This window comes from Cellvibrio mixtus subsp. mixtus J3-8 (assembly GCF_000766945.1).
GTDB classification, from domain to species: domain Bacteria; phylum Pseudomonadota; class Gammaproteobacteria; order Pseudomonadales; family Cellvibrionaceae; genus Cellvibrio; species Cellvibrio mixtus_A.
Genome location: NZ_KN266212.1, coordinates 209,142 through 234,540, shown reverse-complemented (window position 1 = coordinate 234,540; position 25,399 = coordinate 209,142). Strand labels below are relative to the sequence as shown.

Annotated in this window: 22 protein-coding genes; 11 read left to right on the top strand and 11 right to left on the bottom strand. The window is 49.5% G+C overall.

Going from position 1 to position 25,399, the window contains the following annotated elements; all coding sequences use genetic code 11:
* The 6 genes from A596_RS18255 to A596_RS18230 form a co-directional block, all read right to left on the bottom strand.
* Positions 1-4,197, bottom strand: a 4,197-nt coding sequence (locus A596_RS18255; protein WP_235425776.1) for a YhdP family protein, incomplete at its 3' end; no start/stop codon positions are given.
* Between the two features lie 25 nt (positions 4,198-4,222).
* Positions 4,223-5,692 (bottom strand): ribonuclease G, encoded by a 1,470-nt coding sequence (rng, locus tag A596_RS18250; RefSeq protein WP_039917482.1) that lies wholly within the window; start codon positions 5,690-5,692, stop codon positions 4,223-4,225.
* Positions 5,689-6,306, bottom strand: a complete 618-nt coding sequence (locus A596_RS18245) for a Maf family protein (RefSeq protein ID WP_039917480.1) — start codon at positions 6,304-6,306, stop codon at positions 5,689-5,691. Before A596_RS18245 ends, rng begins: the two co-directional genes overlap by 4 nt.
* Before the next feature lie 97 nt (positions 6,307-6,403).
* The gene (mreD, locus tag A596_RS18240; RefSeq protein ID WP_039917478.1) at positions 6,404-6,889 is read right to left on the bottom strand and encodes a rod shape-determining protein MreD; all 486 of its coding nucleotides are present in this window, start codon (positions 6,887-6,889) and stop codon (positions 6,404-6,406) included.
* Complete coding sequence (gene mreC, locus A596_RS18235) at positions 6,889-7,812, bottom strand: rod shape-determining protein MreC (protein ID WP_084128595.1); 924 nt, start codon at positions 7,810-7,812, stop codon at positions 6,889-6,891. Before mreC ends, mreD begins: the two co-directional genes overlap by 1 nt.
* A 72-nt stretch (positions 7,813-7,884) precedes the next feature.
* On the bottom strand, positions 7,885-8,919 hold the full coding sequence (locus A596_RS18230) for a rod shape-determining protein (RefSeq protein WP_039917477.1): 1,035 nt from the start codon (positions 8,917-8,919) through the stop codon (positions 7,885-7,887).
* 442 nt (positions 8,920-9,361) lie between these two features.
* On the opposite strand from A596_RS18230, the gene gatC reads away from it, so the two are divergent.
* From gatC to cysZ, 7 genes are all read left to right on the top strand, one after another.
* Complete coding sequence (gene gatC / locus A596_RS18220) at positions 9,362-9,649, top strand: Asp-tRNA(Asn)/Glu-tRNA(Gln) amidotransferase subunit GatC (protein ID WP_039917474.1); 288 nt, start codon at positions 9,362-9,364, stop codon at positions 9,647-9,649.
* Between the two features lie 198 nt (positions 9,650-9,847).
* Positions 9,848-11,302: an Asp-tRNA(Asn)/Glu-tRNA(Gln) amidotransferase subunit GatA gene (gatA, locus tag A596_RS18215; RefSeq protein WP_039917472.1), complete on the top strand. Its 1,455-nt coding sequence runs from the start codon at positions 9,848-9,850 to the stop codon at positions 11,300-11,302.
* A 16-nt stretch (positions 11,303-11,318) separates the two neighbouring features.
* Entirely contained in the window at positions 11,319-12,764 is a 1,446-nt protein-coding gene (gene gatB / locus A596_RS18210; protein ID WP_039917573.1) for an Asp-tRNA(Asn)/Glu-tRNA(Gln) amidotransferase subunit GatB, read from the top strand.
* 20 nt (positions 12,765-12,784) lie between these two features.
* The gene (locus tag A596_RS18205; RefSeq protein WP_039917471.1) at positions 12,785-13,081 is read left to right on the top strand and encodes a PA4642 family protein; all 297 of its coding nucleotides are present in this window, start codon (positions 12,785-12,787) and stop codon (positions 13,079-13,081) included.
* Positions 13,082-13,120: 39 nt separating this feature from the next.
* Complete coding sequence (locus A596_RS18200) at positions 13,121-13,777, top strand: phytanoyl-CoA dioxygenase family protein (RefSeq protein WP_039917467.1); 657 nt, start codon at positions 13,121-13,123, stop codon at positions 13,775-13,777.
* Between the two features lie 7 nt (positions 13,778-13,784).
* Positions 13,785-14,378, top strand: coding sequence for a rhombosortase (gene rrtA / locus A596_RS18195; RefSeq protein WP_235425775.1), 594 nt, complete (start codon positions 13,785-13,787; stop codon positions 14,376-14,378).
* The gene (cysZ, locus tag A596_RS18190; RefSeq protein WP_039917464.1) at positions 14,379-15,113 is read left to right on the top strand and encodes a sulfate transporter CysZ; all 735 of its coding nucleotides are present in this window, start codon (positions 14,379-14,381) and stop codon (positions 15,111-15,113) included.
* A 70-nt stretch (positions 15,114-15,183) separates the two neighbouring features.
* Here the strand turns inward: cysZ and A596_RS18185 are convergent, their stop codons facing one another.
* The 4 genes from A596_RS18185 to rhlB form a co-directional block, all read right to left on the bottom strand.
* Positions 15,184-16,440 carry a response regulator gene (locus A596_RS18185; protein ID WP_039917461.1) on the bottom strand — a complete coding sequence of 419 codons (1,257 nt, stop codon included), beginning with the start codon at positions 16,438-16,440 and terminating at the stop codon, positions 15,184-15,186.
* A 101-nt stretch (positions 16,441-16,541) separates the two neighbouring features.
* Entirely contained in the window at positions 16,542-17,348 is an 807-nt protein-coding gene (locus tag A596_RS18180) for a DODA-type extradiol aromatic ring-opening family dioxygenase (protein ID WP_039917459.1), read from the bottom strand.
* A 37-nt stretch (positions 17,349-17,385) separates the two neighbouring features.
* Positions 17,386-18,264, bottom strand: a complete 879-nt coding sequence (locus A596_RS18175; RefSeq protein ID WP_039917456.1) for a DMT family transporter — start codon at positions 18,262-18,264, stop codon at positions 17,386-17,388.
* A 74-nt stretch (positions 18,265-18,338) separates the two neighbouring features.
* On the bottom strand, positions 18,339-19,640 hold the full coding sequence (rhlB, locus tag A596_RS18170) for an ATP-dependent RNA helicase RhlB (protein WP_412130337.1): 1,302 nt from the start codon (positions 19,638-19,640) through the stop codon (positions 18,339-18,341).
* A 521-nt stretch (positions 19,641-20,161) separates the two neighbouring features.
* Between rhlB and A596_RS18165 the strand changes: the two genes are divergently transcribed.
* Positions 20,162-20,854 (top strand): type 1 glutamine amidotransferase, encoded by a 693-nt coding sequence (locus tag A596_RS18165; protein ID WP_039917453.1) that lies wholly within the window; start codon positions 20,162-20,164, stop codon positions 20,852-20,854.
* Between the two features lie 15 nt (positions 20,855-20,869).
* On the opposite strand, the gene A596_RS18160 is transcribed toward A596_RS18165, so the two are convergent.
* Positions 20,870-21,565, bottom strand: coding sequence for a VIT1/CCC1 transporter family protein (locus tag A596_RS18160; protein ID WP_039917451.1), 696 nt, complete (start codon positions 21,563-21,565; stop codon positions 20,870-20,872).
* A gap of 264 nt (positions 21,566-21,829) precedes the next feature.
* Here A596_RS18160 and A596_RS18155 point away from each other — a divergent pair, with 264 nt between their 5' ends.
* The 3 genes from A596_RS18155 (at position 21,830) to A596_RS18150 (ending at position 25,399) form a co-directional block, all read left to right on the top strand.
* Positions 21,830-22,438 (top strand): TetR/AcrR family transcriptional regulator, encoded by a 609-nt coding sequence (locus tag A596_RS18155; RefSeq protein WP_039917448.1) that lies wholly within the window; start codon positions 21,830-21,832, stop codon positions 22,436-22,438.
* Positions 22,439-23,052: 614 nt separating this feature from the next.
* Entirely contained in the window at positions 23,053-23,319 is a 267-nt protein-coding gene (locus A596_RS23385) for a hypothetical protein (RefSeq protein ID WP_200882966.1), read from the top strand.
* A complete protein-coding gene (locus A596_RS18150; RefSeq protein ID WP_200882965.1) occupies positions 23,273-25,399 on the top strand; it encodes a DUF1549 and DUF1553 domain-containing protein in 2,127 nt (708 codons plus the stop codon). Before A596_RS23385 ends, A596_RS18150 begins: the two co-directional genes overlap by 47 nt.

Here is a 25,399-nt window from a genome sequence, read left to right as displayed (position 1 = left end):
TTCAAACAAGCGATCAAAACTCATTTGTGGCTCGTCCCAGCTGCCGTTAATGGTGTAGCTGATACTCGTCGCTTGATCCACTTGCTTCTTGAACAATTTGCTGACCAGATAAACCCCGGCTGCTGCCGGCAAACCGGTAGCCAATGCCGCAAAGAACGTCAGGTTACCCGCGACCGGCAAGGTCGCAACCAACCGGGTATTGATGGTTTCATCACGCAAGTTAATGGTGCCGGCCATCTGCAAACCGCTTGATGGTGTACGCACCAGTAGCGGATCTTCAAATACCAATGTGCCCTGGTTAAAACGCACCTTGCCATTAATCTCATCGTAGGCCAGACCGCTTTTGTAGAGATCGGAAAAATCCAGCCGCATACGTCGTGCCAGCGAGTCAAAATTCAGGATAGATAACAACCGTAAAATACCATCGCCGGCACTGGCTTCACGTTTAAAGCGACCGTTTTCCATGTGGATGGTCATCTCGCCACCCAAGTCAACCACCGAGAAATCCTGCGGCGAGCCCGGCCAAAATAAATCGGCTTGATAGACGGCACGGGTACTTTCGATAGTGTCCGGCTTTTCCCATTCACGTAGCACTGCGCCTATATCCCCGGCACTAAGGGTGCCCACAAAACGGGTTTGCACACCTTGCGCGGTCTCCTGCCAGAATATTTTTGCACCCTGATCATTGGCGCCGCCAATGGTCACACCGCGAATACTGCCGCGAATCTTATCAATGACCACACCCTTCCCGTCCGGGCGCAACTGCAAGGACCAGTTACCGTAATTATTGCCATCCAGAGAAAGGGACTTTACGGCGATATTTGCCAGGGGCATGGAGCGTGGATCGAGTAATTTGCGTTCAGGTTCTACAGGTGCAGTCGCTGTCTCTCCAGCGGCAGGTGCAACATCCGGTGCGGTAGCGGCAGTATCAGTAGCAGCAGTGGTATCAACCGCCGCGTCAGTTTTGGCGAGTGAAGGATCTATCGATTGGACGATTACTGTTTCGGTATTGTCCTCCTGGCCCAAGGCAGCCCTGGTTAACGCCAGGCGCTCCAGGTTAACCTCCAGTGGTGCCAATTTGCTGGAAGGCACTAATAACTCACCAGCGACTTGTGGATTGTCAATATTCAATTTCCAACCGGCCTTCACTGGGACAGCAACCAGATTCAGGTTTTCCAAACGCAAACTGCCCACATCGTAGCGGCCAATCACCAGGTCAGTCCTGAATGGCAAACCACCTATACGTCCCACCGCTTCGGATTCAGCAGCCAATAACTCTTCCACTTCCCGGGGAGTGGAGGGATGCCTGAGCGGGTTAACCACCACTGATGTCAGTTGGTCTACATAGGCCTGATAGCGCGCTTGCACAGCTTTCCATTGATCCAGATCCACATCGGGAACAAAACCGGACACAACAAACTCGGGTTTATCGCTCAAGTGAGCATCGGCCCCCAGGGCAATATTGGCAGCCAGAAGGTTGTTGTTACGACGATCCATGCGCAGCAGCGCCTGGACATTTTCGCCATAGGCCAGGTGAATCTGGGATTGGGTTTCCTGCAACCAATACTGGAATACCAGGGGTCTGCCAGCCATACCCGCCTTGCCATAGGGCGCAGGCAAGTCCGCAGTAACGCCTTGCAAATCGCTGGTCACCGTGATGGTAGCAAACGCCTTGCTGGCAAACTCCGCGGGCGTTTCGGTTTTGACATCTATCGCCTCCGGGCTGAGCTCCGGTGGAGCAACATCGGCGCGCGGGCGATGGTTGAGCTCCACCATCGCTTTATAGGGCAAGGTTCCCTGCATAAATAAAACTTCCGGGCGCTTGCTCCAAAAGGCCAGCTGGCGCGCATCAACCGCACCACCCAGGCTAATCAGCGTCTTGCTGTAACCATCCTGCTTCTGTGTGCTGAGCTGGGCTTCCAGCGGTTGGTCAAATACTTGCCCGCGCAATTGCTCGCTGCTTACACCCGCCTCACTGTTGTAACTGATGTGACCACTGAGGTCCGTCACACTTAGATTCAGGTTCTGTAATTCAAACAAGGGGGATTTAAGGTCAACATCTACCTGTTGGCGATGGTCTTTCGCGTTTTTCTCGCCGGTGCCAATGGGGATATCCAGATCAAGGCGCGCCACCATATCGCCTTGCATACTCCATGAATCCAGGCTGGACCCCATGTATTTGCGCATTTCGCCTTCGCGCAGCACACGGATACCATCGCTCGCCTGGCCTGCTATTAGCCCTTTTACCTGCAAAAGCGAGCCGGCATTCCCGGCGCGCGGGCTTACGCGAACCTCGGCATGTTCGACCTTGCTATCAAACACTTTGGCCGCAGCAACGCTGGCCGCGATATGGGCATCACTAACCAGCAGGCGCCCATCCATATTAGTCAGTGCAGGCCAGCCGGGATGATAGGCAAGTGCAGCCTGTTGCAAGTCCAGGTACAACTGGAAAGTACGCGCCATCGTATTTTTGGTATTGAGTGTGCCGCGATATAAAAATCCCGCTTCACTCGCTTTACCAGGATTTTCCAGCCCGATACTTTTATTCAACCAATCGGCCAGCGAAGCCGGAACCGTGGCGGGTGTATATTTTTTATAGAGGCTGGCATTGAGTTGCTTGCCGCCAATTTGTAAAAACAAATCGACATCACCGGTATTGCGCTTCCAGGGTAACCCCAGCCACATATATCCGCGAGCAACCTCTTCACCCTGGCGAAACTCCAGCAGGCCGCTGTTGACGTAGATCTGGTTTTTTTCCGGTTGCAAATGCCAGGCAACCTGGCCTTTGGCAGTGTCGTATACCATAGGCGCAGTGTAGGTAGGCGAGTAATGCATGGAGAATCCGCGGCGGGAATCGATATCAACAAAACCACCCGCTTGTCCTGCTTGCACATAACCATCCACCCCCACTAATCCGGGAACACCTTGCCAGGGATTTACCGCCACCTGGTCGAGATTGGCACGCACTTGCCACTCTTTGGGGTTTTTCACCGGCAAGGTCAATTGCACATTGCGCAACTGGCCGCGTGGGTTAAGCGTCTGTAACACCTCGCGCAAACGCCCTTCGCCCAACACACCCGCATCGTTGAGGATACTGTTGAAACGCGCCAGATCGAGGTTATCCAGGCTTACTTTCACCGGCTGCTGGAAGCCGGCGGAAGTTGCGGCCACATTCAAACCGGTAATCTGCTCATCTTTCATCGATGCATTGATTTGCTGCAAACCCAAACGCCATTCGCCGCCGGGCAGCCAGAAACCGGTAATTTCGGTCGCGAAATCATCCAGCGCCACATGGCGCTCACCAAATGGCACAGCCAAACGCTGGACCCCGAGGCTTCCTACCAGGTCGTAGCCCCTGCCACTTTCGCCGTTTGCACCTTTGCGGGTTTCAAACCAGATATTCGCATCCACCTGCCCTTCACCCTGCAAAGCCGATTTTCCGCCAAGTAAAAAGGCGCTGGCAGCGGCGATGGGCTCGCTGGTAGGGAAGCGATTCAGTTGCAAATAACCTTTGCTATGGAAATGCTGCTGGTCGCGTGGGTCACCCTTGCCTTCGGCCACCAGGTAAACGGTGCGCGGCTGTTCATCCACATCAATTTGCAGCGATAGCCGGTGAAACCCGTCAGCGTTTTCCATCAACAGATAAGGAGAGTCCAACGTCATTTGGTGGCCGGAATTGAAGGTAAAGCTGAGATGGCTGCGCTGGAATTCGATGCGACCGGATAACAGCAACATATCGATCAACGCATCGATTTGAACACCGGCATCACTTTCCGGTTTCGCCTTGCGCGGTAAACCGGGAACCTCCCAAAAACCGTCTTCAGTCTGGACAAAACTCATGTCCACCTGATTTAGGATTAAATTGCTCCAGACCGGACTGAAATTGAGCAGGGATTCAAGCATATCCAGGCGTAACCGCGCTTGCTTCAAGGCAATAATCGGCTGGTTATCCTGGCTTTTGATCGTGAAGTCCTGCACCACCAGGCTGGGCTTCAACCCCGCCCATTCGGATTCAATCTGACCAATGCTGACTTGCGCATTCAGGCGTGACGAAAAGTAATTCGCAATGCTTTGGTTGTAGTCACCCAGCAAATGGGAAAAACTGCGCCCGGACTGCACCAGCACCGCCAATAAAATCAGGGCGATGGCGGCCAGCAGGTAGCACCATTTAACCAATTTGCGAAATGCGCGACTCATGTACCTTCAGGGCTTCCGGAAAAAATTAAACTAACACAATGTCGTACTGCTCTTGATGAAAGAGCGCCTCAACCCGGAACTCAATGGTGCGCCGGATGAATGCTTCCAGATCTGCCACATAAGCAGCCTCTTCATCAAGCAAACGATCAACCACCAGTTGCGACGCCAGCACCAAAAACTTTTCATTATCGTAAGTGCGCGCCATGCGCAGGATTTCACGAAAAATTTCGTAGCACACCGTCTCCGCCGATTTAACTTGCCCCCGCCCCTGGCATACCGGGCAAGGCTCGCACAGCATTTGCTCCAGGGATTCCCGCGTCCGCTTGCGCGCCATTTCCACCAGGCCGAGCTCAGACACACCAGTGATCCGCGTTTTGGCATGGTCTTTTTCCAGTGCCTTTTCCAGCGTCCGCAACACCTGGCGTTGGTGCTCAGGGTCTTTCATATCGATAAAATCGAGGATGATAATGCCCCCCAGGTTGCGCAACCGCAGTTGCCGCGCAATGGCAGTTGCCGCCTCCAGGTTGGTTTTGAAAATCGTCTCTTCCAGATTGCGGTGGCCAACAAACGCACCGGTGTTTACATCCACGGTGGTCATGGCTTCAGTCTGTTCGATAATCAGATAACCATTCGATTTCAAGGCGACGCGCGGTTCCAGGGCGCGGTGGATTTCCTCTTCCACCCCGTACAACTCCAACAGCGGGCGATCACCGCTGTAGAGATCGATCAAATCGATTAATTGCGGCGAATACTTGGACACGAACTCCAGCATTTGCTGGTAGGTCAGCCGCGAATCCACCCGCACCCGATCAATTGGTGCCCGCGCCATATCGCGCAGGGCGCGCAGATAGAGCGGCATATCGCGATGAAGTTCCGCCGGCACGCCAAGGCCGGGTAACTTTTGCGTTAAATCCTCCCACAAGCGCAGCAGGAACGGGATATCGGCAACAATCGCCTCGGCTTCAGCGCCCTCCGCCACCGTGCGCACAATAAATCCGCCGCGAATTTCCTGTTCGGCAACGGCAGTTTCAACTGCACTGCGCAGGCGCTCGCGCTCGGGCTCATCTTCAATCCGCGTGGATACGCCAATATGATTGGCATTAGGCATATACACCAGATAACGAGACGACAAGGTGAGATGGGTGGTAAGGCGAGCGCCTTTGGTGCTGATGGGATCTTTGGCGACTTGCACCAATAACGTCTGGCCTTCGCGCACCAGGGAACGGATATCGGGGACTTCCGCGCGGCGCACCTCGCCTTCCGGCGGTTCGGGCATCATGTCAGCGGCATGGATAAAACCGGTGCGCTCCAGCCCGATATCGACAAACGCGGCCTGCATACCGGGCAATACCCGCACAACTTTGCCTTTGTAGATATTGCCCACGTAAGTCTCGCCGTGGCTGCGCTCGATATAAAACTCCTGCACCACCCCGTTTTCAACCAGGGCAACACGCGTCTCCACCGGGGAAACATTGATCAGGATTTCTTCACTCATGCTTCAGCTCCCGCCGACCACCAGGGCACATTAAACTCGCGCAATAACTCGCAGGTTGCTTCAATCGGCAAACCCACCACACAGGAATAGCTGCCATGGATCTCTTTGACAAATACCGCGCCCAATCCCTGAATCCCGTAACCACCCGCTTTATCCTGTGGTTCACCGGTGTTCCAGTAAGCATCAATTTCAGCATCACTTAAGTCGCGGAAGGTCACGCGGGTAATGGCGAGGCGCTGGGCCTGATGCAATTGACCATGCAGGGCAACCGCAGTAATCACCTCATGGGTGCGACCGGAAAGCTGGCGCAAAATTGCGCGGGCATGCGCTTTATCGCGGGGTTTTTCGAGGATCACACCATTGATTAGCCCCAGCGTATCAGCGCCCAATACCGGCGCTAACGGCAACTGCTGGCGCTGTAATTCAGCAAAACCGGCAGCGGCTTTTTCGCGGGCGAGGCGCTGGACGTAATCGAGCGCATGTTCACCAATAGCAGGTTGTTCCGGAACAGAAGCGCGCACCACCGCATGATTCACACCAATCTGCTGCAACAACTCGCGGCGACGGGGAGACTGACTGGCAAGATATAAATCGGGAACCACCGGCTTCACCATCACAACTCCTGACCCAACACGAAAATATTATTTTAATAAACTGTTTATGGATAAACCCTGAACCGGCATCCCAGCCGGCCATCAATTTGCAGGAGCGCTAATGATGATGGCGATGCGTCAAACGATCCAGCCACAAGGAACAGGGTGGCCAGAGAAGCGCACTGGTCAGCGCAGGATAAAGAAATTGGATGCCGGACAACGGGCGTCCCGCCATACCCTGAACCCAGTTATCGGTAAGTTGGGCGATACCGACCAATACAAAAATCCATGCCGACTGGCGCCAGATCGAAAAATTGCGCACCCGCTGGTAGGACAAGATGCAGATATACCCCACAATCACCAATCCCAAACTGTGCTGGCCAAAAGGCACACCTTCGAGCAAATCCTGGAACAGGCCCAATGCACACAGGAAGAAAAAGCTGACGGTAAGCGGCATAAAGAACATCCAGTAAATTGCCACCACCAATACAAACTCGGGCCGCCACCAACGCATGTCCATGGGTAACGGATAAACTGACAAAACAAGCGCCACAAATACGCTGAGAGCGATAATGAGATAAAGGTTTAGCGACTGGGAGGGCATTACTGTGCCCCGCCCTGTGAACTGGAAGAGGAACTGCTGGATGATATTGAAGAAGCAGACGTTGTCGCAGGAATATTTAATGCACCGGGTACACTGGCTCGATCGCGGTTTTCAAATACCAGCAATAAATGGCGGCTGCGGTCAAGGCGCGCCATTGGCTTGGCAATTACCGTTAAAAATGCCTTGCCCGGATCGCGCACAACTTGAAGAACCTCTGCCACCGGATAACCCACGGGAAAGCGATCCCCCATACCCGAGCTCACCAGCAAATCGCCAGCGCGAATATCGGTATTCGCGGAGACGTGGCGCAAACTCAGGCTGTTTAAATCGCCGGTGCCTTCGGCAATTGCGCGCACACCATTGCGATTAACCTGTACCGGAATCGCATGGGTAGAGTCAGAAATCAACAGCACTGTACTGGAGTTTTCGCTAACTTCGGTCACCTGCCCCATCAAGCCAAAAGCATCCAACACCGGCTGGCCTTTGAATGCACCATCTTTGGTGCCGCGATTGATAATGACTTTATGGCTGAGCGGGTTGGGCGATACGCCAATCAACTCGGCGATCAACACAGTATCCTGCAACATCTGGCTGGCATTCAGCAGCTGGCGCAAACGTACGTTTTCGGCAGCCAATGATGCGAGTTGTTGCAGTTTGCGTTGATGGATTAGCAGCTCGGTTTTGAGTGCATCATTTTCCGTTTTAAGGTCAGCCTGGGATACAAACGTATCTTTGCGCCAATCATTAACGCGGGTAGGAACATTGGTAATTTGATAAAAGGGAGTAACCAGTTGCGCCAGCTTTTCACGCAGCGGTTCAAGTTTGTCGGTATAGAGGCCGACCACCACCAGCACCATCATGATCACAATGAACAAGAAGGCGCGACTGGTCGCAGATGAGCCTCGGGCAAAGAGCGGTTTAATGGCCGTATCTCCTGTCTGTTATTAACCCCTGCCAACAGGGAGCGGGAGCGACGCATCGCCCCCGTCATTTTATCAGGACGACAGCAGATCCATATTGCGCTTGTCGCTCATCTCCAGCGCCATGCCACCGCCGCGCGCAACGCAAGTCAACGGGTCTTCCGCGACAATAAAAGGCAAACCGGTTTCGTTAGAGAGTAGACGATCAATATCTCGCAGCAACGCACCGCCGCCGGTCAGCACAACACCGCTTTCGGCAATATCAGAAGCCAGTTCCGGTGGAGATTGTTCCAGCGCACTTTTTACTGCCTGTACGATGCCAGCCAGTGGATCTTGCAGCGCTTCCAACACTTCATCGCTGCTCAAGGTAAAGCTGCGCGGCACACCTTCCGCCAGGTTGCGGCCGCGCACATCAATTTCCCGGATCTCGCTGCCCGCAAATGCGCAGCCAATTTCCTGCTTGATACGTTCGGCGGTTGCATCGCCAATCACGCTGCCGTAATTGCGACGCACATAGTTAACGATAGCTTCGTCAAAACGGTCACCGCCGATACGCACAGAATCGGAATACACCACACCATTCAATGAGATAACCGCGATCTCGGTCGTACCACCACCAATATCCACCACCATCGAACCACTGGCTTCCGCCACTTTCAGACCGGCGCCAATGGCAGCGGCCATAGGTTCTTCAATCAGACGCACTTCGCGCGCGCCAGCACCCAGGGCTGATTCGCGGATCGCACGCTTTTCTACTTCGGTGGATAAACAGGGAACGCTGATCAAAACGCGGGGAGATGGGTTGAACCAGGAGTTTTCATGCACTTTACGGATAAAATGTTGCAGCATTTTTTCGGTAACCTGGAAGTCGGCAATAACACCGTCCTTCAGTGGGCGGATTGCCGTAATGTTACCCGGAGTACGGCCCAACATACGTTTGGCCTCAACGCCCACAGCTTCCACAATCTTGGTGCCATTGTGATGGCGAATTGCCACTACCGAAGGTTCGTTCAACACGATGCCGCGGCCGCGTACATAAATCAGGGTGTTAGCTGTGCCGAGGTCAATAGAAAGGTCGTTGGAGAAAGCTCCACGCAGAAGTTTCATCATAATGGGATGGGGCCTTAAGAAATGGGTTAAAAATAATATTCTGTTCCAGCCTGGACTCGGGGCACACTGGTTGGACCCGCTCTCCCTGAGTATTAACCTTGCGTATGCGAATCTGTTCAACCTGATCCGCTACTAAAGGACTTTCCTTGCACTTTTTCAGCAAGCGCGCAGTATAAGTGAATTTTGGTTTTTTATCCGACCCAATTTGCGCTGAAAGTTCACCGGATATCGGATAATTTGCACGAATTGCGTTTAATTTTTGCGCAAATTCACCAAAATTAAAAATGCTTGCCCGCCGCCTTGAAAACTGGCTGCACTCTATCAACCACAGGGTTTCTGGGCAAGGCGCAAATGTGATACCTTTGGCGCCCGTTTTTAGCGGTATATCGCGGGTTGGCCGCATGTTCACCGCATGTTTCGATTTTCTCTGCTGGAGCTTCCCATGGCTGTTGACCGTTCCGATATCGCCAAGCTATCCAAATTGGCGCGTATCCAGATTTCCGATGAGGCTGCCGATGAGGCGGCGAAAAGTATTTCCGATGTGCTGGCTCTGGTTGATCAATTGCAAGCCGTCAATACCGATGGCGTATTGCCCATGGCGCACCCGCTGGATGCGGTACAACGTTTGCGCGCCGATGTGGTGACTGAAGCGAATCAGCGCGAAATGTTCCAGTCCATCGCGCCTGCTGTGCAAGATGGTTTGTATCTGGTTCCGCAGGTTATTGAATAAGTGATTGGGCATTAACACTGTGCCAGAAAAAGAAGTGATAGTTTTCAAGACACGCCGTAAATCCATCCCTGGAGGTTTATCGTCGACATCCTTGTCTCCGATAGCCTTGAAAACTATCACTGCTTTTTCTCCAGAGATCTCCGCAAATTCAATTTAAAAAATGGCGAAAACTCGCCGATTAAAATCAGGATATTCGCAATGCATCAATTCACCATTGCCGAGCTGGTAAAAGGTCTGCGCAACAAAGACTTTTCCAGCACCGAAGTAACGCAACATTATCTGGAGCGCATTGCGCGTCTGGATAAAACCTACAACAGTTATATTACTGTCACGCCTGAATTGGCATTAGCGCAAGCAAAAGCAGCGGATAGACGCCTTGCAGACGGAAACCAGCCCGCACTGTGCGGTGTGCCTATCGCGCACAAAGATATTTTTTGTACTACCGGTGTGCGCACCAGCTGCGGTTCAAAAATGCTCGATAATTTTATCGCGCCTTACAACGCAACTATCGTCGATAATTATTTGGATTCCGGCGTGGTGATGCTGGGTAAAACCAATATGGATGAATTCGCAATGGGTTCATCAAACGAAACAAGTTATTACGGCCCGGTAAAAAACCCATGGGCAATTGATTGTGTTCCCGGCGGATCTTCCGGTGGCTCTGCTGCAGCCGTTGCTGCGCACCTGGCACCGGCTGCAACCGCATCGGATACCGGCGGATCAATTCGTCAACCCGCCGCATTGTGCGGATTAACCGGTATTAAACCAACCTATGGCCGCGTATCGCGCTGGGGCATGATTGCGTTTGCGTCAAGCCTGGACCAGGCGGGAATTTTATCGCGAACCGCAGAAGATGCCGCGATTTTGTTAAACGATATGGCGAGCTACGATGCAAAAGATTCAACTTGTGTTGAGCGCGATGTACCGGATTACACCGCTGATTTAAACAAACCCTTAAATGGTTTGCGCATCGGCGTACCCAAAGAATATTTCGGCGAAGGTTTGAATCCGCAAACGGCTGCGCATGTTGAATCGGCAATTAAAGTTTACGAAAGCCTCGGCGCAACGATTCACAGTGTCAGCTTGCCGCATACGCATCTCGCAGTACCTGCATACTACGTTATTGCTCCGGCAGAATGTTCTGCCAACCTGTCGCGTTTTGATGGGGTGCGTTACGGTCATCGCTGCGAAAACCCAAAAGATTTAAATGACCTTTATATGCGTTCGCGCAGTGAAGGTTTTGGGGCGGAAGTGAAGCGTCGTATCCTCGTTGGTACTTATGCATTGTCGGCTGGTTATTACGATGCTTATTACAGCAAAGCACAAAAAATCCGCCGCTTGATCAAGCAGGATTTTGTCGATGCCTTCCAAAATGTGGATGTAATCATTGGCCCGACTTCGCCATCACCCGCATTCCAATTTGGCTCAAAAACCAAAGACCCGGTTGCAATGTACCTGGAGGATATCTACACCATCGCCACCAACCTGGCAGGCTTGCCAGGCTTATCTATTCCGTGTGGTTTGGTGGATAACAAACCTGTGGGATTGCAATTGATTGGTAATTTCTTTGCGGAATCACAACTGTTAAATGCAGCGCATCAATTCCAGCAAGCCACTAACTTCCACCAACAAACTGCACCCAATATTGATTAATGATGCGAGAAAAATTATGCAATGGGAAACTGTAATCGGGTTGGAAGTTCACGTACAACTTGCCACCAAAACCAAAATTTTCTCCGGCTCCAGTACTGCATTCGGCGCTGAGCCAAATACCCAAGCCTCCGCAGTTGATTTGGCGTTGCCGGGTACTTTGCCAGTTGCCAACGAAGAAGCCTTTCGTTTTGCTACCATGTTTGGTTTGGCTGTGAATGCAGAAATCGGCAAACGTTCTGTATTTGAACGTAAAAATTATTTTTATCCGGATTTGCCGAAAGGTTATCAAACTACACAACTCGCTGAGCCAATTGTCGGCGCTGGTTTTGTGGATTTGGAATTGGAAGGTGGCCGCACCAAACGCGTTCGCATTCACCACGCCCATCTGGAAGAAGATGCAGGCAAATCCTTGCATGAAGATTTTGCGGGCATGAGCGGAATCGATTTAAACCGCGCAGGAACCCCATTGATCGAAGTGGTAACTGAACCGGATATGCGCAGCGCTGAAGAAGCGGTGGCCTTCGCAAAAAAACTGCATTCAATCGTCACGTCGCTGGAAATTTGCGATGGTGAAATGTCGCAAGGTTCCATGCGCTTTGACGTAAACATTTCTGTTCGTCCGAAAGGCACAGAAAAACTCGGCACCCGTACCGAAACCAAAAACCTCAACTCCTTTAAATTTATGGAAGAGGCAATTGAGCTTGAAGTTGAGCGTCAAATTGATGTTCTGGAAGACGGCGGGAAAATTACCCAGGAAACCCGCCTGTACAACGGCGACACTAAAAAAGCCCGCTCCATGCGCAGTAAAGAAGACAGCAACGATTACCGTTACTTCCCCTGCCCGGATTTGCTGCCAGTAATCCTGGATGATGAATACATCGAATCAGTGCGCAAACAAATGCCGGAATTACCCGAAGCCAAACGCGCACGTTTTGTGGAGCAATATGGTTTGAGCAGCTATGACGCTGGACAAATCACCATGGATAAATTCAGCGCAGCATTTTTTGAAGCTTCAACAAAAATTTCCAATGAACCAAAACTCACTGCCAACTGGATCATGGCCGACCTCGGCGCCTATTTAAATCGCACCGAACAACGTATCGATCATTCACCGGTAACCCCGGAATTACTCGCCGGTTTGGTAGTAAGAATTAAAGATGGCACACTCTCCAGCAAAATCGCCAAGCAAGTATTTGAAGCGATTGCCAATGGCGAAGGCGATGCGGATACCATCATCGAAACCAAAGGTTTGAAACAGGTTTCTGATACTGGCGCTCTGGAAAAAATTATCGATGACATCATCGCAGCAAATACGGCGCAAGTGGAAGGTTATCGTGCTGCCGCCGAAGACAAGCGTGCGAAAATGCTTGGATTCTTTGTAGGCCAGGCGATGAAAGCATCTAAAGGCCAGGCGAATCCGCAGGCGCTGAATGAGTTATTGGTCAAGAAGTTGAATGGGTAATTAACAAAGAGATTTTTAAAATGAGCCTACGCAAAGATAAAGAAAAAGTCCTCGGCGAAACCTTTACCGATGAACGAATCAAAACCTTTTTGGATTACCCCGCCCCCGCAGGCGTTAATGCCGATTACCATCTGCTCGAAAAAGCCTACCGCGGTATGCTTGGCGGAAACTTTGCCACTTTTGTAAAATTTTTCGTTGAAGCAGGCAAGGATATCAATGCAGTAGGCCCGGATGGTAAAACCTTCCTGCAATCAGTAAAAGGACATCGCAACGGTGAAGAATATGCCCAGGCACTGGAAGCGGCAGGCGCAAAATAAATTAAAGGCCGCTTATGCGGCCTTTAATTTTATCGACTTATGAATTTTTTAACGCACGGTTTTGAGCTGGTTGAAAATATTCCCCCTCCAAACGATATAGATAATATTCATCGGGACATTGACCAGCTCCAGGAATGCGATTCAGCAGGTATTCGCCACGCTGACACCAAGCTATCCACGCTGCAACAACTCGCCCAATCCGCCCCGGTATTGCAACTTGCTGAATATTATATGCAGGATAAGCCGCAATTAATGCGCTGCATTCTTTTCAATAAAACTGCTGGGCAAAATTGGCTGGTTAGCTGGCACCAGGATAAAACACTTTGCATGCCGCGCAAATTTTCACATCAGGATTGGGGGCCGTGGAGCATTAAGGATGGATCTCATCATGTGCAACCGCCCACCAATATACTTAATCAAATGGTAACCTTGCGTTTTCACCTTGATGACAATCACCATGAAAATGGTTGCCTGAAAGTTTTGCCGGGAAGTCACAATAACGGAATATTATCAACGCAACAAATACACGCACTTAGCGAAGAGATATTACCCGTTTACTGCCTTGCTCCCAAAAGATCCGCACTGGTGATGAAACCTTTATTGGTGCACGCATCAAGCAAGGCAACCAAACCGGACAGAAGGCGGGTCATCCATATGGAATTCGCGCCCGTCGAATTAATTTCTGCCTACTTGTAAAGCCCATATGAAAAGATCCCTTTCCCATCCGACCTTCCTGGCAAGCCTCGCCGTGAGTGCCGTAATATTAGTGCTGGCAATGTTTGAACCCCATTTATTCAACCTATTCAGCCTTGATCCAACACCAACCCGCCAAGGCCAATACTGGCGAATTTTCACGGCTAATTTTGTTCATTTCGGCTGGGCGCACACATTAATGAATACTGCCGCATTAATACTTTGTACGCTGGCATTACTCAGTGAAATGACATTGCAAAAATACGTGTATCTATTGTTGTCCAGCTGTTTGGTTGTTGGCCTGGGGATATATTGGTTTAATCCTGAGTACCAGCCTTACGCGGGTTTATCCGGCGCAATCCACGGTTTAATTGTGGCAGGATTGATACAAACGCGCGCCTATCCACTCTGGATAAAAGCTACAGGATTATTATTAATCATGGGCAAATTATTGCAAGAAAACCTACCCGGTTATGAAGCCACCGATTTGCAACAATTAATTCCTGCCACAGTTGCCGTGGAGTCTCACGTATACGGAGCGATTGCAGGGGCGGCATTTGCCTTGGGCGATGGGTTAATCCAACTGAAAAAGAGGAAACCATAAATGCAAGGTTCACCCGGTAAAGCAATAAATTATTTTCTGGAAGGCATGCGCTTGATTTTGCAGCCGGGCTTGCGCAAATTTATTTTGATCCCGCTGCTCGTAAATGTGCTGATTTTCTTTTTGGTTACCGCTGCATTACTAAATGCCTTTGGTGACGTGTTTGCAGAAATTCAGGCACTGACGCCCGGCTGGCTGCAATGGCTAACCTGGATATTATGGCCGTTAGTCGCCTTTATATTTTTGATTGTGTATGGATACAGTTTTAATATCATTACCAATTTTTTGGCAGCGCCTTTTTTTGGTTTGCTCGCAGAAAAAATTGAAACGCAATTAACCGGTATTGCGCCGCCCGACGAACCCTGGAGTTTATTGATTCCGCGCACACTGCAACGCGAAGCAATCAAGCTTTGGTATTTTATGACCCGGGGATTATTGGTGCTAATTATTTTTATCGCCCTGTTTTTTATCCCCGGTGCCAACCTGCTGGGTGCAATAATCGCTGCGCTCTGGAGTTGCTGGTGCATGGCGATCCAATATTCAGATTACCCTGCTGATAATCACCAATTACGTTTTCGCGAGCTACGCCGCCGCCTGAACACACAACAACTCACCAGTTATTCCTATGGCGGGATTATTTTGCTAGGAAGTATGGTGCCACTATTAAATATTTTTGTTACACCGGTTGCTGTGGCCGGAGCAACAATTTATTGGGTCAGGGAAATCAAGCAACTGTAGCTTTTTCATGGGGCAAAGGAAAAGGCGCGATAAACGCGCCGCTACAATAATGATTATCCATCAACAATGGTTATTCATCGCCATCATCGACGATCATATTGCCCCCGGCTTCTTTTGCGCGCTGCAAATAAATATTGGCTTGTGCCAATTGCTGGTCAAGGCTTTGGTGCAACTGATCACAAATACCCGCGCTGAAATAAAAATGTGTGTCAGCGCCATCAATATGAAAACTTTCTGCGGCCAATAATTGCTTTACCTTAGCCAGAAAGGATGCCGCTTTTTCATGGTCAAGCCCGGGCATCAACACAAAAAAATCATCGCTATCGGCGCGCGCTAATAAAAACCGCCCCAGCATATTTTGCAAGCTGGTGGCGATGCATTTCAAAGCCACATCGCCCCAGGAATTGCCATGTTGCTCATTCACCTGGCTGAAATGATCAATATTAATAATTGCCAATGATAAAGGTGATGCTTTTTCTACCGCCTGGCGATACAACTCACGTGCCGCATTAAAGAAATAGGAACGATGGTAAAGGCCCGTTAAATGATCGCGCTGCGAGCTGTAGGTGATCTGCTCAATTAATTCGAGCGACTCAATGTTATGGATAATCCGGCAATAAAACTCTTCAGGATGGAACGGTTTGCGCAAAAAATCATTGGCGCCGTGTTTAATAAATTTGGCAGACAATGCTTCACTGCTTTCACCGGAAACGCCAATCATAATCAAATCGGTTTTGTCGTATTTGTAACGCAGGTTGCGCACCAATTCAAAACCATCCATCCTGGGCATATTGTAATCGGTGATAACCAATTTAATATCCGGGTTCTCCAGCAGGACTTTAATTGCATCCACACCATCAACAGCTTCCAGCACCTGGAATAAATGCCGTTTGAATAAATTGGCCACATGCTTGCGCGACATATCGGAATCATCGACCACCAACACTTTAATATGCTGGTTTTTTTCCAGGCGATTGATCATGCCAATTGCTTTACTGTAAGCGTAGCGACCTTCCTTGGTAACGTAATCCACGATACCTTTATTGAAAAGTTGTTCGCGACGTTTTTCGTCGTAGCTACCAGTTAATACAATGGTGGGAATTTTTTTGCCGAGGGTAAAATCAACCACTTCACCGTTAGGGGCATCGGGCAAATTCAAATCAACCAGGGCCGCAAAAAAATCGTGGGGATTTTGCTCATAGGCATCTGTCGCTTGTGCCAGGCTATTTGCATACACGGCTTCATAAACCAGGGATGAAGATTGCACCAGGTGGCGCAATACCTTCATTACCATCTCACTGTCTTCAACGACCAGAATCTTTTTCATCAGATCACTCTCAATAACATTCCATTAGCAATTGCTTGCGAATAATTATTGAGTGTAGCCAAGAATTACTAAAATGCGCCAAAACCGCGCAAGGCGACAAATTATTGCCAGAGGAATCCACTCACGCGAGTACCCAATAGATAACCGCCAAAATTATGTTGCGCGCCAGATGAAGCCTTTGCCGCACCAAAGCAAACATGCAAAGGCAACAGATGCTCCTCACGCGGATGGCTGAAACGTGCATCAGGTGCACTTGCCCACGTGTTTAATCGCTTTGCGCGCTGCGAATAATCCAGCGCATTACTGGTCAGGGTTTCAACCAGCCATTGATCGAAATTGTCGCTTTTTGTTTTTACTGTCGGGCTCGGTGAGAAAAACGCGCGCATATTATGGAATGACATTCCCGATCCAAGAATTAATACACCTTGCTCACGTAACGGCGCTATGGCGTTGCCAAGGGCGATATGAGCGGCAGGATCGAGTGAGGCCAGCAATGATAATTGCACTACCGGGATATCCGCGTGCGGGTAGCTGAGTAACAAGGGCACAAATGTACCGTGATCATAGCCGCGCTGGTCATCCAGGGTGACCGGAATATTATTGGCGCGCAGCAGTTGTGCAATATTTTCTGCCAGCTGTGGTTGGCCGGGTGCAGGATAACGAAACTCATAACTTTCGGGAGGGAAGCCGTAATAGTCAAAAATCATGGCGGGGTTGGCAGCACTGGATACGTGCGCAATCGATTCTTCCCAATGGGCACTAATTACCAGGATCGCTTCAGGCGTTGGCAGATCCTGTGCGAGGTTTTGCATAAATGCAGTCAGTTCACGATGGCTGGCATCCCCCAGCAATGGCATTGGGCCACCACCATGGGGAACAAATACTACTGGCATTAATGTTTTACTCATAATCTTTCCTCCGCAATTAACAGGAGTTTAGTCAAGATCAGGCATAACCGGATTTTTTATGCTCGCGCACTGATTCATAAATCGCAGCGCCCATAATAATCGCACCGCCAATCAAGGTGCTGCTCGCAGGAATTTCATGCAGCAGAAAAATTTCATAAATCACCGCGTACACCGGCTGCAAGCAAGCCACCAGCCCCACCGTTTTCGCGGTTAAATAACGCAATGAAAAACCCAGCAGCGTGTGGGTAACAGCGGTAAAAATAATCCCCAGGCAAATTAATAACCACCAATCTTTTTCGGTAGGCTGATGGTTTGATAACAGCAAAACCGGTGTCATCAATAATGCAACAATCAATACCTGGTAACTCATGGAACGCGCCGCAGTTTGATTGCTAAACCAATGGCTCAGCAATAAATTACGCACGGCAAATGTGAGTGCGGAAATCACCCCCCAAATTACACCTTCGGTGAGGTTGTTACCGAGATCAAATTCCGGCACCAGCCAGTAAATCCCGACTAACACCAACACACCACTGACCACATCGCGCCAATCCAGTTGCGTGCGTTTAATCCAGGGCTCGATAAATACGGTGACGACGGGATAGGCGTAAAGCGAAATCATTCCCACAGCGATATTGGCAACTTGCATCGAATAAAAAAACGTAACCCAATGCAACGCCAGCAATACGCCCAATATCAACATGCGGCCATAATCGCGCGGTGATTTTAGAGCGATATTACGCTCACGCCACCACACCCAGGCAAATAATACTGCGGCTGCAATCCAGGTGCGATAACCAGTGATATCCCACGCGGGCAATTCAATAATTTTGGAAAACAAACCCGTGGCACCCATCATAAAAGCACCGAGATGCAACGTGAGTAATGCCGATTTGGCCGGGGAAGCAGCAGACATAAACATTCCGTTAAAAACAATTTGCCCGGCATGTGCCGGGCAATTAATTCATTTATTACTTAACGCATCAATAATCAGTGGCGCGGGCGACGATTGCGATTACCACCGGGGCGATTTCCCACTGAACGATTAGTGTAACGCTCATTGCCATTACGCGAACGCGGTGGTGCAGGAGGTAAATCCGGCGGCGCCAGTAGTAAAGGTTCGGGCGGTTGCTCGCATTTAATTGGCTTACCCAACAATTCTTCAATAGGCGCTAAACGCAATGCATCATCCTCGCATGCAAAACTGATCGAGGTTCCGGTTTTGCCGGCGCGACCAGTGCGGCCAATACGGTGTACATAATCTTCCGGCTCTTCCGGCAAAGTGAAATTCACTACGTGGCTAATACCACTGATATGAATTCCGCGCCCCGCAACATCGGTAGCTACCAATACCTTGATATCACCATTTTTAAATGCGTCCAATGTGGACACACGTTTGTTCTGGGTAATTTCGCCAGAGAGCAAACCGGCCTTAATACCATGGCGCAATAACTTTTCATGCAGGTCACGGCACTCATCGCGGCGATTGGCAAACACAATCATGCTCTCGGCGTGTTCCTGTTGAATCAGGTTGTATAGCAGCGTGTATTTTTCTTCCGTAGAAACCAGGTACACATGTTGGTCCACTCGCGCATTGGCAACGGATTCAGGTTCAATTTCTACGGTGACCGGTTTGTAAGTCCACTGCTGCACGAGGTTGTGCACATCATCAGTAAATGTCGCGGAGAAAAATAATGTCTGGCGATCTTCACGCTTCGGTGTCTGGCGAACAATTTGCCGCACCTGCGGAATAAAACCCATATCGAGCATGCGATCCGCTTCGTCGATAACCAGTATTTCCAATTGATCAAGGTATACATCTTTGTTGCCACAAAAATCCAGCAAGCGGCCCGGGGTAGCAACAAGGATATCCACCAGGTCTTCGTGTAAATGGCGTTGCTGTTTGGTGTAATCCATACCGCCAACAAGGGTATGGATTTTTAAATCCGTAAATTTGCACAACGCTTTCGCATCGTCAGCGATTTGAATAACCAGTTCGCGCGTGGGCGCAATGACCAATGCACGCGCTTCACCGGCATAACGTTTTTCCGCGATGGGGTTTTTTAACAAATCATCAATAATTGCCGTCAAAAATGCAGCAGTTTTTCCCGTCCCGGTTTGCGCTTTACCGACAACATCTTTACCTTGCAACGCATGGGGCAATGATTGGGCTTGAATCGGGGAGCAATATTTAAAACCCAGCTCGGCAATACCGCGCATCAGGGGTAATTCCAGATCGAAATCATGGAAGCGGGTTTTGCCCTCTATTTCTTCCACTGGAAATTGGGAAATATCCCAGGGGCCGTGATCTACTTTGGCAGGGCGTTTGGGAGCGTGGGATTTTTCTGGTTTGGGTTGCGCAGGTTTCTCTGCTCGCACAGCGGATTTGTCAATGTGCTCGGATTTTTGTGTACTGCGTTGATTGCGATTATTACGCGAACGCTGCTGCTCCTGGCTTTGACGATCTTGTCCCTGGGTATGGTCCCGGCTTTGATTCCGTTCCTGGCCCTGATGGCGTTCACGTGGATGTTTTCTGCTATTCGCCCCATGTTCATGGGCCGACTTCCCGGATGTTTTTACAGGACTATCTTGTTTAGCGGGCTTATCAGTCCCGGAGCCCATCAATTTTTTAAAAAAGCCTATCAATCTCGTCACCACAGTTATAACGCACAAATAATGGCCGAAGTATACACGAATCCCCAGGTAATCCGCCGCCTTGCGACGGTAACTTACGGAATAAACAGCCAAACTGGCTGGATTTCTGCATAATCGATGCCTGCTTATGCCTACTCGCCCGGTTCAAGGAGTTTTTTATGCGCATCCACAGCTTACAACATGTCCCCTTTGAAGATATTGGCAGCATGGCCAATGACTTCATTGCTCGTGGCTATGTACTCAATACCACCCACTGGTATCGCGGCGACAAAGCACCGGACGTGCACAGTTTTGATGCATTGGTCGTTATGGGTGGCCCTATGGGAATTTATGACGAGGCAATTTATCCCTGGCTGGCTGATGAAAAAATCCTGATCAAGGAAGCGATTCATGCGGGAAAAATCGTGATCGGTATTTGCCTGGGGGCGCAATTAATTGCTGATGTATTGGGTGGTAAAGTCACACGAAATGCTAACAAAGAAATCGGCTGGTTACCGTTGCAGATTTTACCTGAAGCAAATGCCCATCCTATCGCCCAAATCCTGGCGAAATACCCGGAAGTGTTTCACTGGCATGGGGATACCTTTGCCATTCCCCCTGGTGCATTGCACATCGCGCGCAGCGAAGGTTGTTTAAACCAGGCTTATGCTTTAAATGATCAGGTATACGGTTTCCAGTTTCACCTGGAAACCACACCTGCCTCGGCAGCTGCATTAATTGAACATTGTGCAGAAGATATCGATGGCTCGCGCTATACCCAACCCGCCAGTTTTATGCTGGCCGATGCCCGGCGTTTTGCGCGGATTAATCGCGCCATGAGCGAAGTGATTGCGCATATCTTTGATAAATAAATGCCGATAAAAATATTAAACCACCGCGCCAAACAAATGCCCTGCCGCAGCGGTCAATGCCATAGCCGCTGCGCCCCAAAAACCTACGCGTACAGCACCGGCAAACACATTCGCTCCACCAACTTTTGCAGCTAATCCACCGAGCATAGCCAGCGCAATTAACGATATTGAGCTGATTGCAAATGCAATATATTCAGCGGGGTGTAATAACACCACCACTAACGGAATAAACGCGCCCACTGAAAAAGTTAACGCGGATGTCAGTGCAGCTTGCAGGGGACGTGCGGCGAAAATATCAGTAATACCCAACTCGTCGCGCGCATGGGCACCGAGTGCATCGTGTGCCATTAATTGTCTGGCAACTTCACGTGCAAGGTCGCGCTCCAATCCGCGCGCAACATAAATTTCTTCCAATTCGCGATGTTCGCCGCCGGGGTTTGTTTCAAGCTCGTGAGTTTCCCGTGCAAGGTCTGCCGCTTCGGTATCAGCTTGTGAGCGTACCGATACGTATTCGCCTGCAGCCATGCTCATCGCGCCGGCAACCAAACCAGCAACTCCACTTAATAAAATCGTAGAGCCTGAAACACCAGCCGTTACCATTCCCATCATTAAACTTGCCGTGGAAATAATTCCATCATTCGCCCCTAAAACCGCTGCGCGTAGCCAGCCTGAGTGCTGGGATCTGTGACGTTCGTGATGGCGATGCGGCATTATATTTCCCCGGTAATATTTGGTATGGGCTAAATGATATAACCAATATGGTTATATGCAATGCCACATATTGATAAAACAGATCCACCGCGTTGTGCAATTCGTTGTTATTGACAAGCCAAACAGCCTTACTATTTAATGCCTACCGACCATGTGGTCGGTTTAAAATTGATCAAATCGATATTTCAAACTATCCCTATAAATATTCCAGCTATCAATAATAATTAACTGCCAACATATTTCTTGCTGGCCCACGAGAACACCATGCCCATTGAACGCAATGCTGAACATACCCGCGCCCGAATTCTGGAAGCTGCCCAGGAAGAGATTTATGAAAACGGCTATCAGGGGATGCGCATCGAAACCATATTGCAAAAAACACAGTTGGCAAAAGGCGCGCTCTATTATCACTTTCCCAACAAACTTGCGTTGGGTTATGCCGTCGTTGATGAGATTTTGCTGGAGCACGTCAAAGCAAACTGGTCAGAATTTTCTTCAAAATACCCCAATCCACTCACAGCAATCCAACAACTGTTTTTATGGAAAGCCGATGTTTATAAAAATGAAATTCATTTTAAAGGGTGCCCACTCAATAATTTAAACCAGGAGATGGCATCTATTGATAAAGGCTTCCATGAGCGGTTGGAAAAAATTATGGCGACAATTCATGGATCAATATTCGCCGCACTTGAGCAAGGCCAACAGCAAGGGCTGGTCCGTAAGGATATTAACCCGGGTAAGATTGCGATGTTCATTATGGCAAGCTACCAGGGGATTATCGGTGCGGCCAAATGCATGCAAGCGCCGCAATTACTCGCTGATTTATTTGGTACATTAAACGAATACATTGATACATTGCGAACACCTGCATAATAATTAGTGCTATTGCCCATCCGCTTTTTACCCTATCCATCATAGTTATCCGCAAAAAAACAATTATCGACACTCAATGGCATTGATATCCGGCCGCCATTGGCAGAGTAATGGTTACAGGCCAATCAAATAACTCCCGGATTGAACACGCGGGAATGTTGACCTCCAATATATTTTTACTGCATGCAACATTTACCCGTGATCAGAAACACTGATCACAGGTGCGCAAAACTCACCCGTTCCTCAACCGGTTTGCATCAACAAAAACACCCTGGCAACAGTATTGTTAGCTTAGGGGCAATAGTTTGGTGCCAGTTCTGCTTAGCCAACAGTGTAAAAAAAATCACTCTTCTTTTTTTAAATGTTTATAACGGCTCAATTTTTTTAAAGTTTGGCATACAAGCCATTTTTTGTTGCTATAGCAATAGCGCTATTTTTTAAAAACCAACAACGCACTGCTGCAAAAATAACTAAAAATCTACTGGCACGGTTACTGCAAAAACCCCTCCCTCAACGGCAGGACACATTTCCGTATTTAATTCCGTGCCCGAAAATTTTTTAGCATCCACGTAAACGATTCTTATCATCTGAATATAAAGAAAGGAGAGCCAAGAGTGAAAAGAACGGTCATTTTCATCGCGCTTTTTAGTCTCACATCCGTGGCGATGGCCCAGACAGGAAAGCCACCTGCAGATTCCATACACGCGAATGTTCCCGTGTTAACGGAAAAGCAAAAATCGCGTTTACCCTGGTCATGGCAACCGGTAAAAAATAGTGAGGTTCCCACACCGGCACATTCATCCTGGGTACGCACACCCATTGATGCATTTATCCTTGCCAAACTGGAAGAAAAAAAAAATCAAACCGTCAGTGGATACTGATCGCGGTACTTTTATCCGGCGGGCGACATTGGATGCCTGGGGTGTAATTCCAACGCCGGAGGAAGTAAAAGCATTTGAAGCTGATCACTCATCGCAAGCCTATGAAAAACTCGTTGATCGATTACTCGCATCGCCCCATTACGGCGAACGCCAGGCACGCCGCTGGCTGGATTTGGCGCGCTATGCCGATAGTGGCGGCTTTGATAATGATGAAACACGTCCGAATCTCTGGCGTTACCGCGATTACGTGGTTAACGCATTTAACCAGGACAAACCGTTCAATCAATTTATCCAGGAACAACTTGCCGGCGATGAATTGTGGCCAGAACGCCAGGAAGCTTTGATTGCTACCGGATTTCTGCGCAGCTTTCCCGACAATCCGAATGGCCGCAACCTGGTCCAGAAAAAATACCAGCACACGACTGATATTACCGACACTGTCGGAAAAGTTTTCCTCGGCCAAACTGTTGAGTGCGCGCGCTGCCACAATCACAAGCTCGATAAAATTTCGCAAAAAGATTATTTCGCATTACAAGCATTCTTTGCCAACACCAGCGTACGCGATGATATTCCAGCCGCAATAGGTGCGCAGGAAATTGCTTACAAAGAAGCCGCAGCAAAATACGAAGCGGAAATTGCACCAATCAATGCCGCGAAAAAAGCACTGATAGATCCTGTGCGCGAGCAAGCCAGTAAATACCTAAAAGAGCGTTATGATAAGGATACGTTGGTATCACTTAACAAACCCCAAAGCGAATGGAATGCCCATGATCGCTGGATTAATAATTATTACGGTCCATACGTTGATGATGATCGCCTCGCAGGTTATTTACAGGATACCTCCACCGATAAAACCGCACCGGATTACAATCCAAAACACGTAGACTTGTGGAAGCAATACGACAAGCTGCGCAAGCAAGGTCGCGAAATAGCAACGCGATTAAAACCACAAGGTTCGCTTTATCTTTCTGCTGCAACAGAATTGGGGCATGCTGATGCACCACCGACATTCGTTTATTTTGGTGGAATACAAGAACGCCCATTGGAAGAAGTGCAACCGGCATTTCCGGAAAGTATTACCAGCGAAAAACCGGTGATAGTTCCTACTGCGACTTCATCCGGTCGTCGCACGGCACTGGCAAACTGGATTACCAGCGAAAAAAATCCGCTGACCGCGCGCGTGTTTGTTAACCGTGTTTGGGAGCAATATTTTGCGCGCGGTATTGTAGATACTGTCAGCGACTTTGGCCGCGCCGGCGGCAAACCTACACACCCGGAATTACTCGATTACCTTGCCGCCCATTTTGTGAAGGAAGGCTGGAGCGTAAAACAATTACATCGCCAGATTTTATTATCCAGCGTGTATCGCCAATCCTCAGCGGAACGCGATGAAGAGGTGCGAAAACTTGACCCGGATAATAAATTGCTCGCGTTGTTTCCACGCAAACGCCTTGAAGCAGAACAAATTCGCGATTCACTCCTGGTTGCAGCAGGCAAATTAAATGACAAGCAAGGTGGGCCGGGTGTGTTCCCGCCAATTCCTTCCAACCTCGTAACGGGTAATTCCAATACCGATGGCCAACCGTTCTGGAAAACTTCTGCCGACAGTGCGGATTTCTATCGCCGCAGCCTTTATATCTTCAACCGTCGCAGTGTGCCCTATCCATTACTGCAAACATTTGATCTGGCTGGCACCCAGGAAGTGCATAGCAAACGCGATGTCACCACGACACCATTGCAAGCACTCACGCTTTATCACAGCGATATTGTATTTGGTTTATCGCAAGCGCTGGCGGGGCGTGTTATTTCGGAGGGCGGAAAAAATGAAAAAGCGCAACTTGATCGCCTCTACCAGATTCTGTTTGCGCGTAAACCTGACAAAGCAGAACGTAAGTTATTGCAAGCTTATCTGAATGACCAGGAAAAAATTATTCGCGAAAAAGCCATTTCCGGAACGCTGGCAATCAACCAACCCACGGGCTTGAAAGATGTGAACGGCGTTGACCCGATCCGGGCGGCGGCCCTGGTTGATTTGGTCCATACCGTAGCAAACTCCAATGAATTTGCTTATCGGCTCTAA

Bases quoted from the DNA above. Each gene is read 5' to 3' on its own strand.
- A596_RS18165 (WP_039917453.1), top strand. From the start codon at position 20,162: ATGCGCATCCACAGCTTACAACATGTCCCCTTTGAAGATATTGGCAGC.
- A596_RS18175 (WP_039917456.1), bottom strand. From the start codon at position 18,264: ATGTCTGCTGCTTCCCCGGCCAAATCGGCATTACTCACGTTGCATCTC.
- A596_RS18200 (WP_039917467.1), top strand. From the start codon at position 13,121: ATGAATTTTTTAACGCACGGTTTTGAGCTGGTTGAAAATATTCCCCCT.
- gatB (WP_039917573.1), top strand. From the start codon at position 11,319: ATGCAATGGGAAACTGTAATCGGGTTGGAAGTTCACGTACAACTTGCC.
- gatA (WP_039917472.1), top strand. From the start codon at position 9,848: ATGCATCAATTCACCATTGCCGAGCTGGTAAAAGGTCTGCGCAACAAA.
- A596_RS18180 (WP_039917459.1), bottom strand. From the start codon at position 17,348: ATGAGTAAAACATTAATGCCAGTAGTATTTGTTCCCCATGGTGGTGGC.
- A596_RS18155 (WP_039917448.1), top strand. From the start codon at position 21,830: ATGCCCATTGAACGCAATGCTGAACATACCCGCGCCCGAATTCTGGAA.
- A596_RS18230 (WP_039917477.1), bottom strand. From the start codon at position 8,919: ATGATGAAACTTCTGCGTGGAGCTTTCTCCAACGACCTTTCTATTGAC.
- rrtA (WP_235425775.1), top strand. From the start codon at position 13,785: ATGAAAAGATCCCTTTCCCATCCGACCTTCCTGGCAAGCCTCGCCGTG.
- A596_RS18185 (WP_039917461.1), bottom strand. From the start codon at position 16,440: ATGAAAAAGATTCTGGTCGTTGAAGACAGTGAGATGGTAATGAAGGTA.
- A596_RS18205 (WP_039917471.1), top strand. From the start codon at position 12,785: ATGAGCCTACGCAAAGATAAAGAAAAAGTCCTCGGCGAAACCTTTACC.
- A596_RS18245 (WP_039917480.1), bottom strand. From the start codon at position 6,306: ATGGTGAAGCCGGTGGTTCCCGATTTATATCTTGCCAGTCAGTCTCCC.
- mreD (WP_039917478.1), bottom strand. From the start codon at position 6,889: ATGCCCTCCCAGTCGCTAAACCTTTATCTCATTATCGCTCTCAGCGTA.
- cysZ (WP_039917464.1), top strand. From the start codon at position 14,379: ATGCAAGGTTCACCCGGTAAAGCAATAAATTATTTTCTGGAAGGCATG.
- gatC (WP_039917474.1), top strand. From the start codon at position 9,362: ATGGCTGTTGACCGTTCCGATATCGCCAAGCTATCCAAATTGGCGCGT.
- rng (WP_039917482.1), bottom strand. From the start codon at position 5,692: ATGAGTGAAGAAATCCTGATCAATGTTTCCCCGGTGGAGACGCGTGTT.
- A596_RS18160 (WP_039917451.1), bottom strand. From the start codon at position 21,565: ATGCCGCATCGCCATCACGAACGTCACAGATCCCAGCACTCAGGCTGG.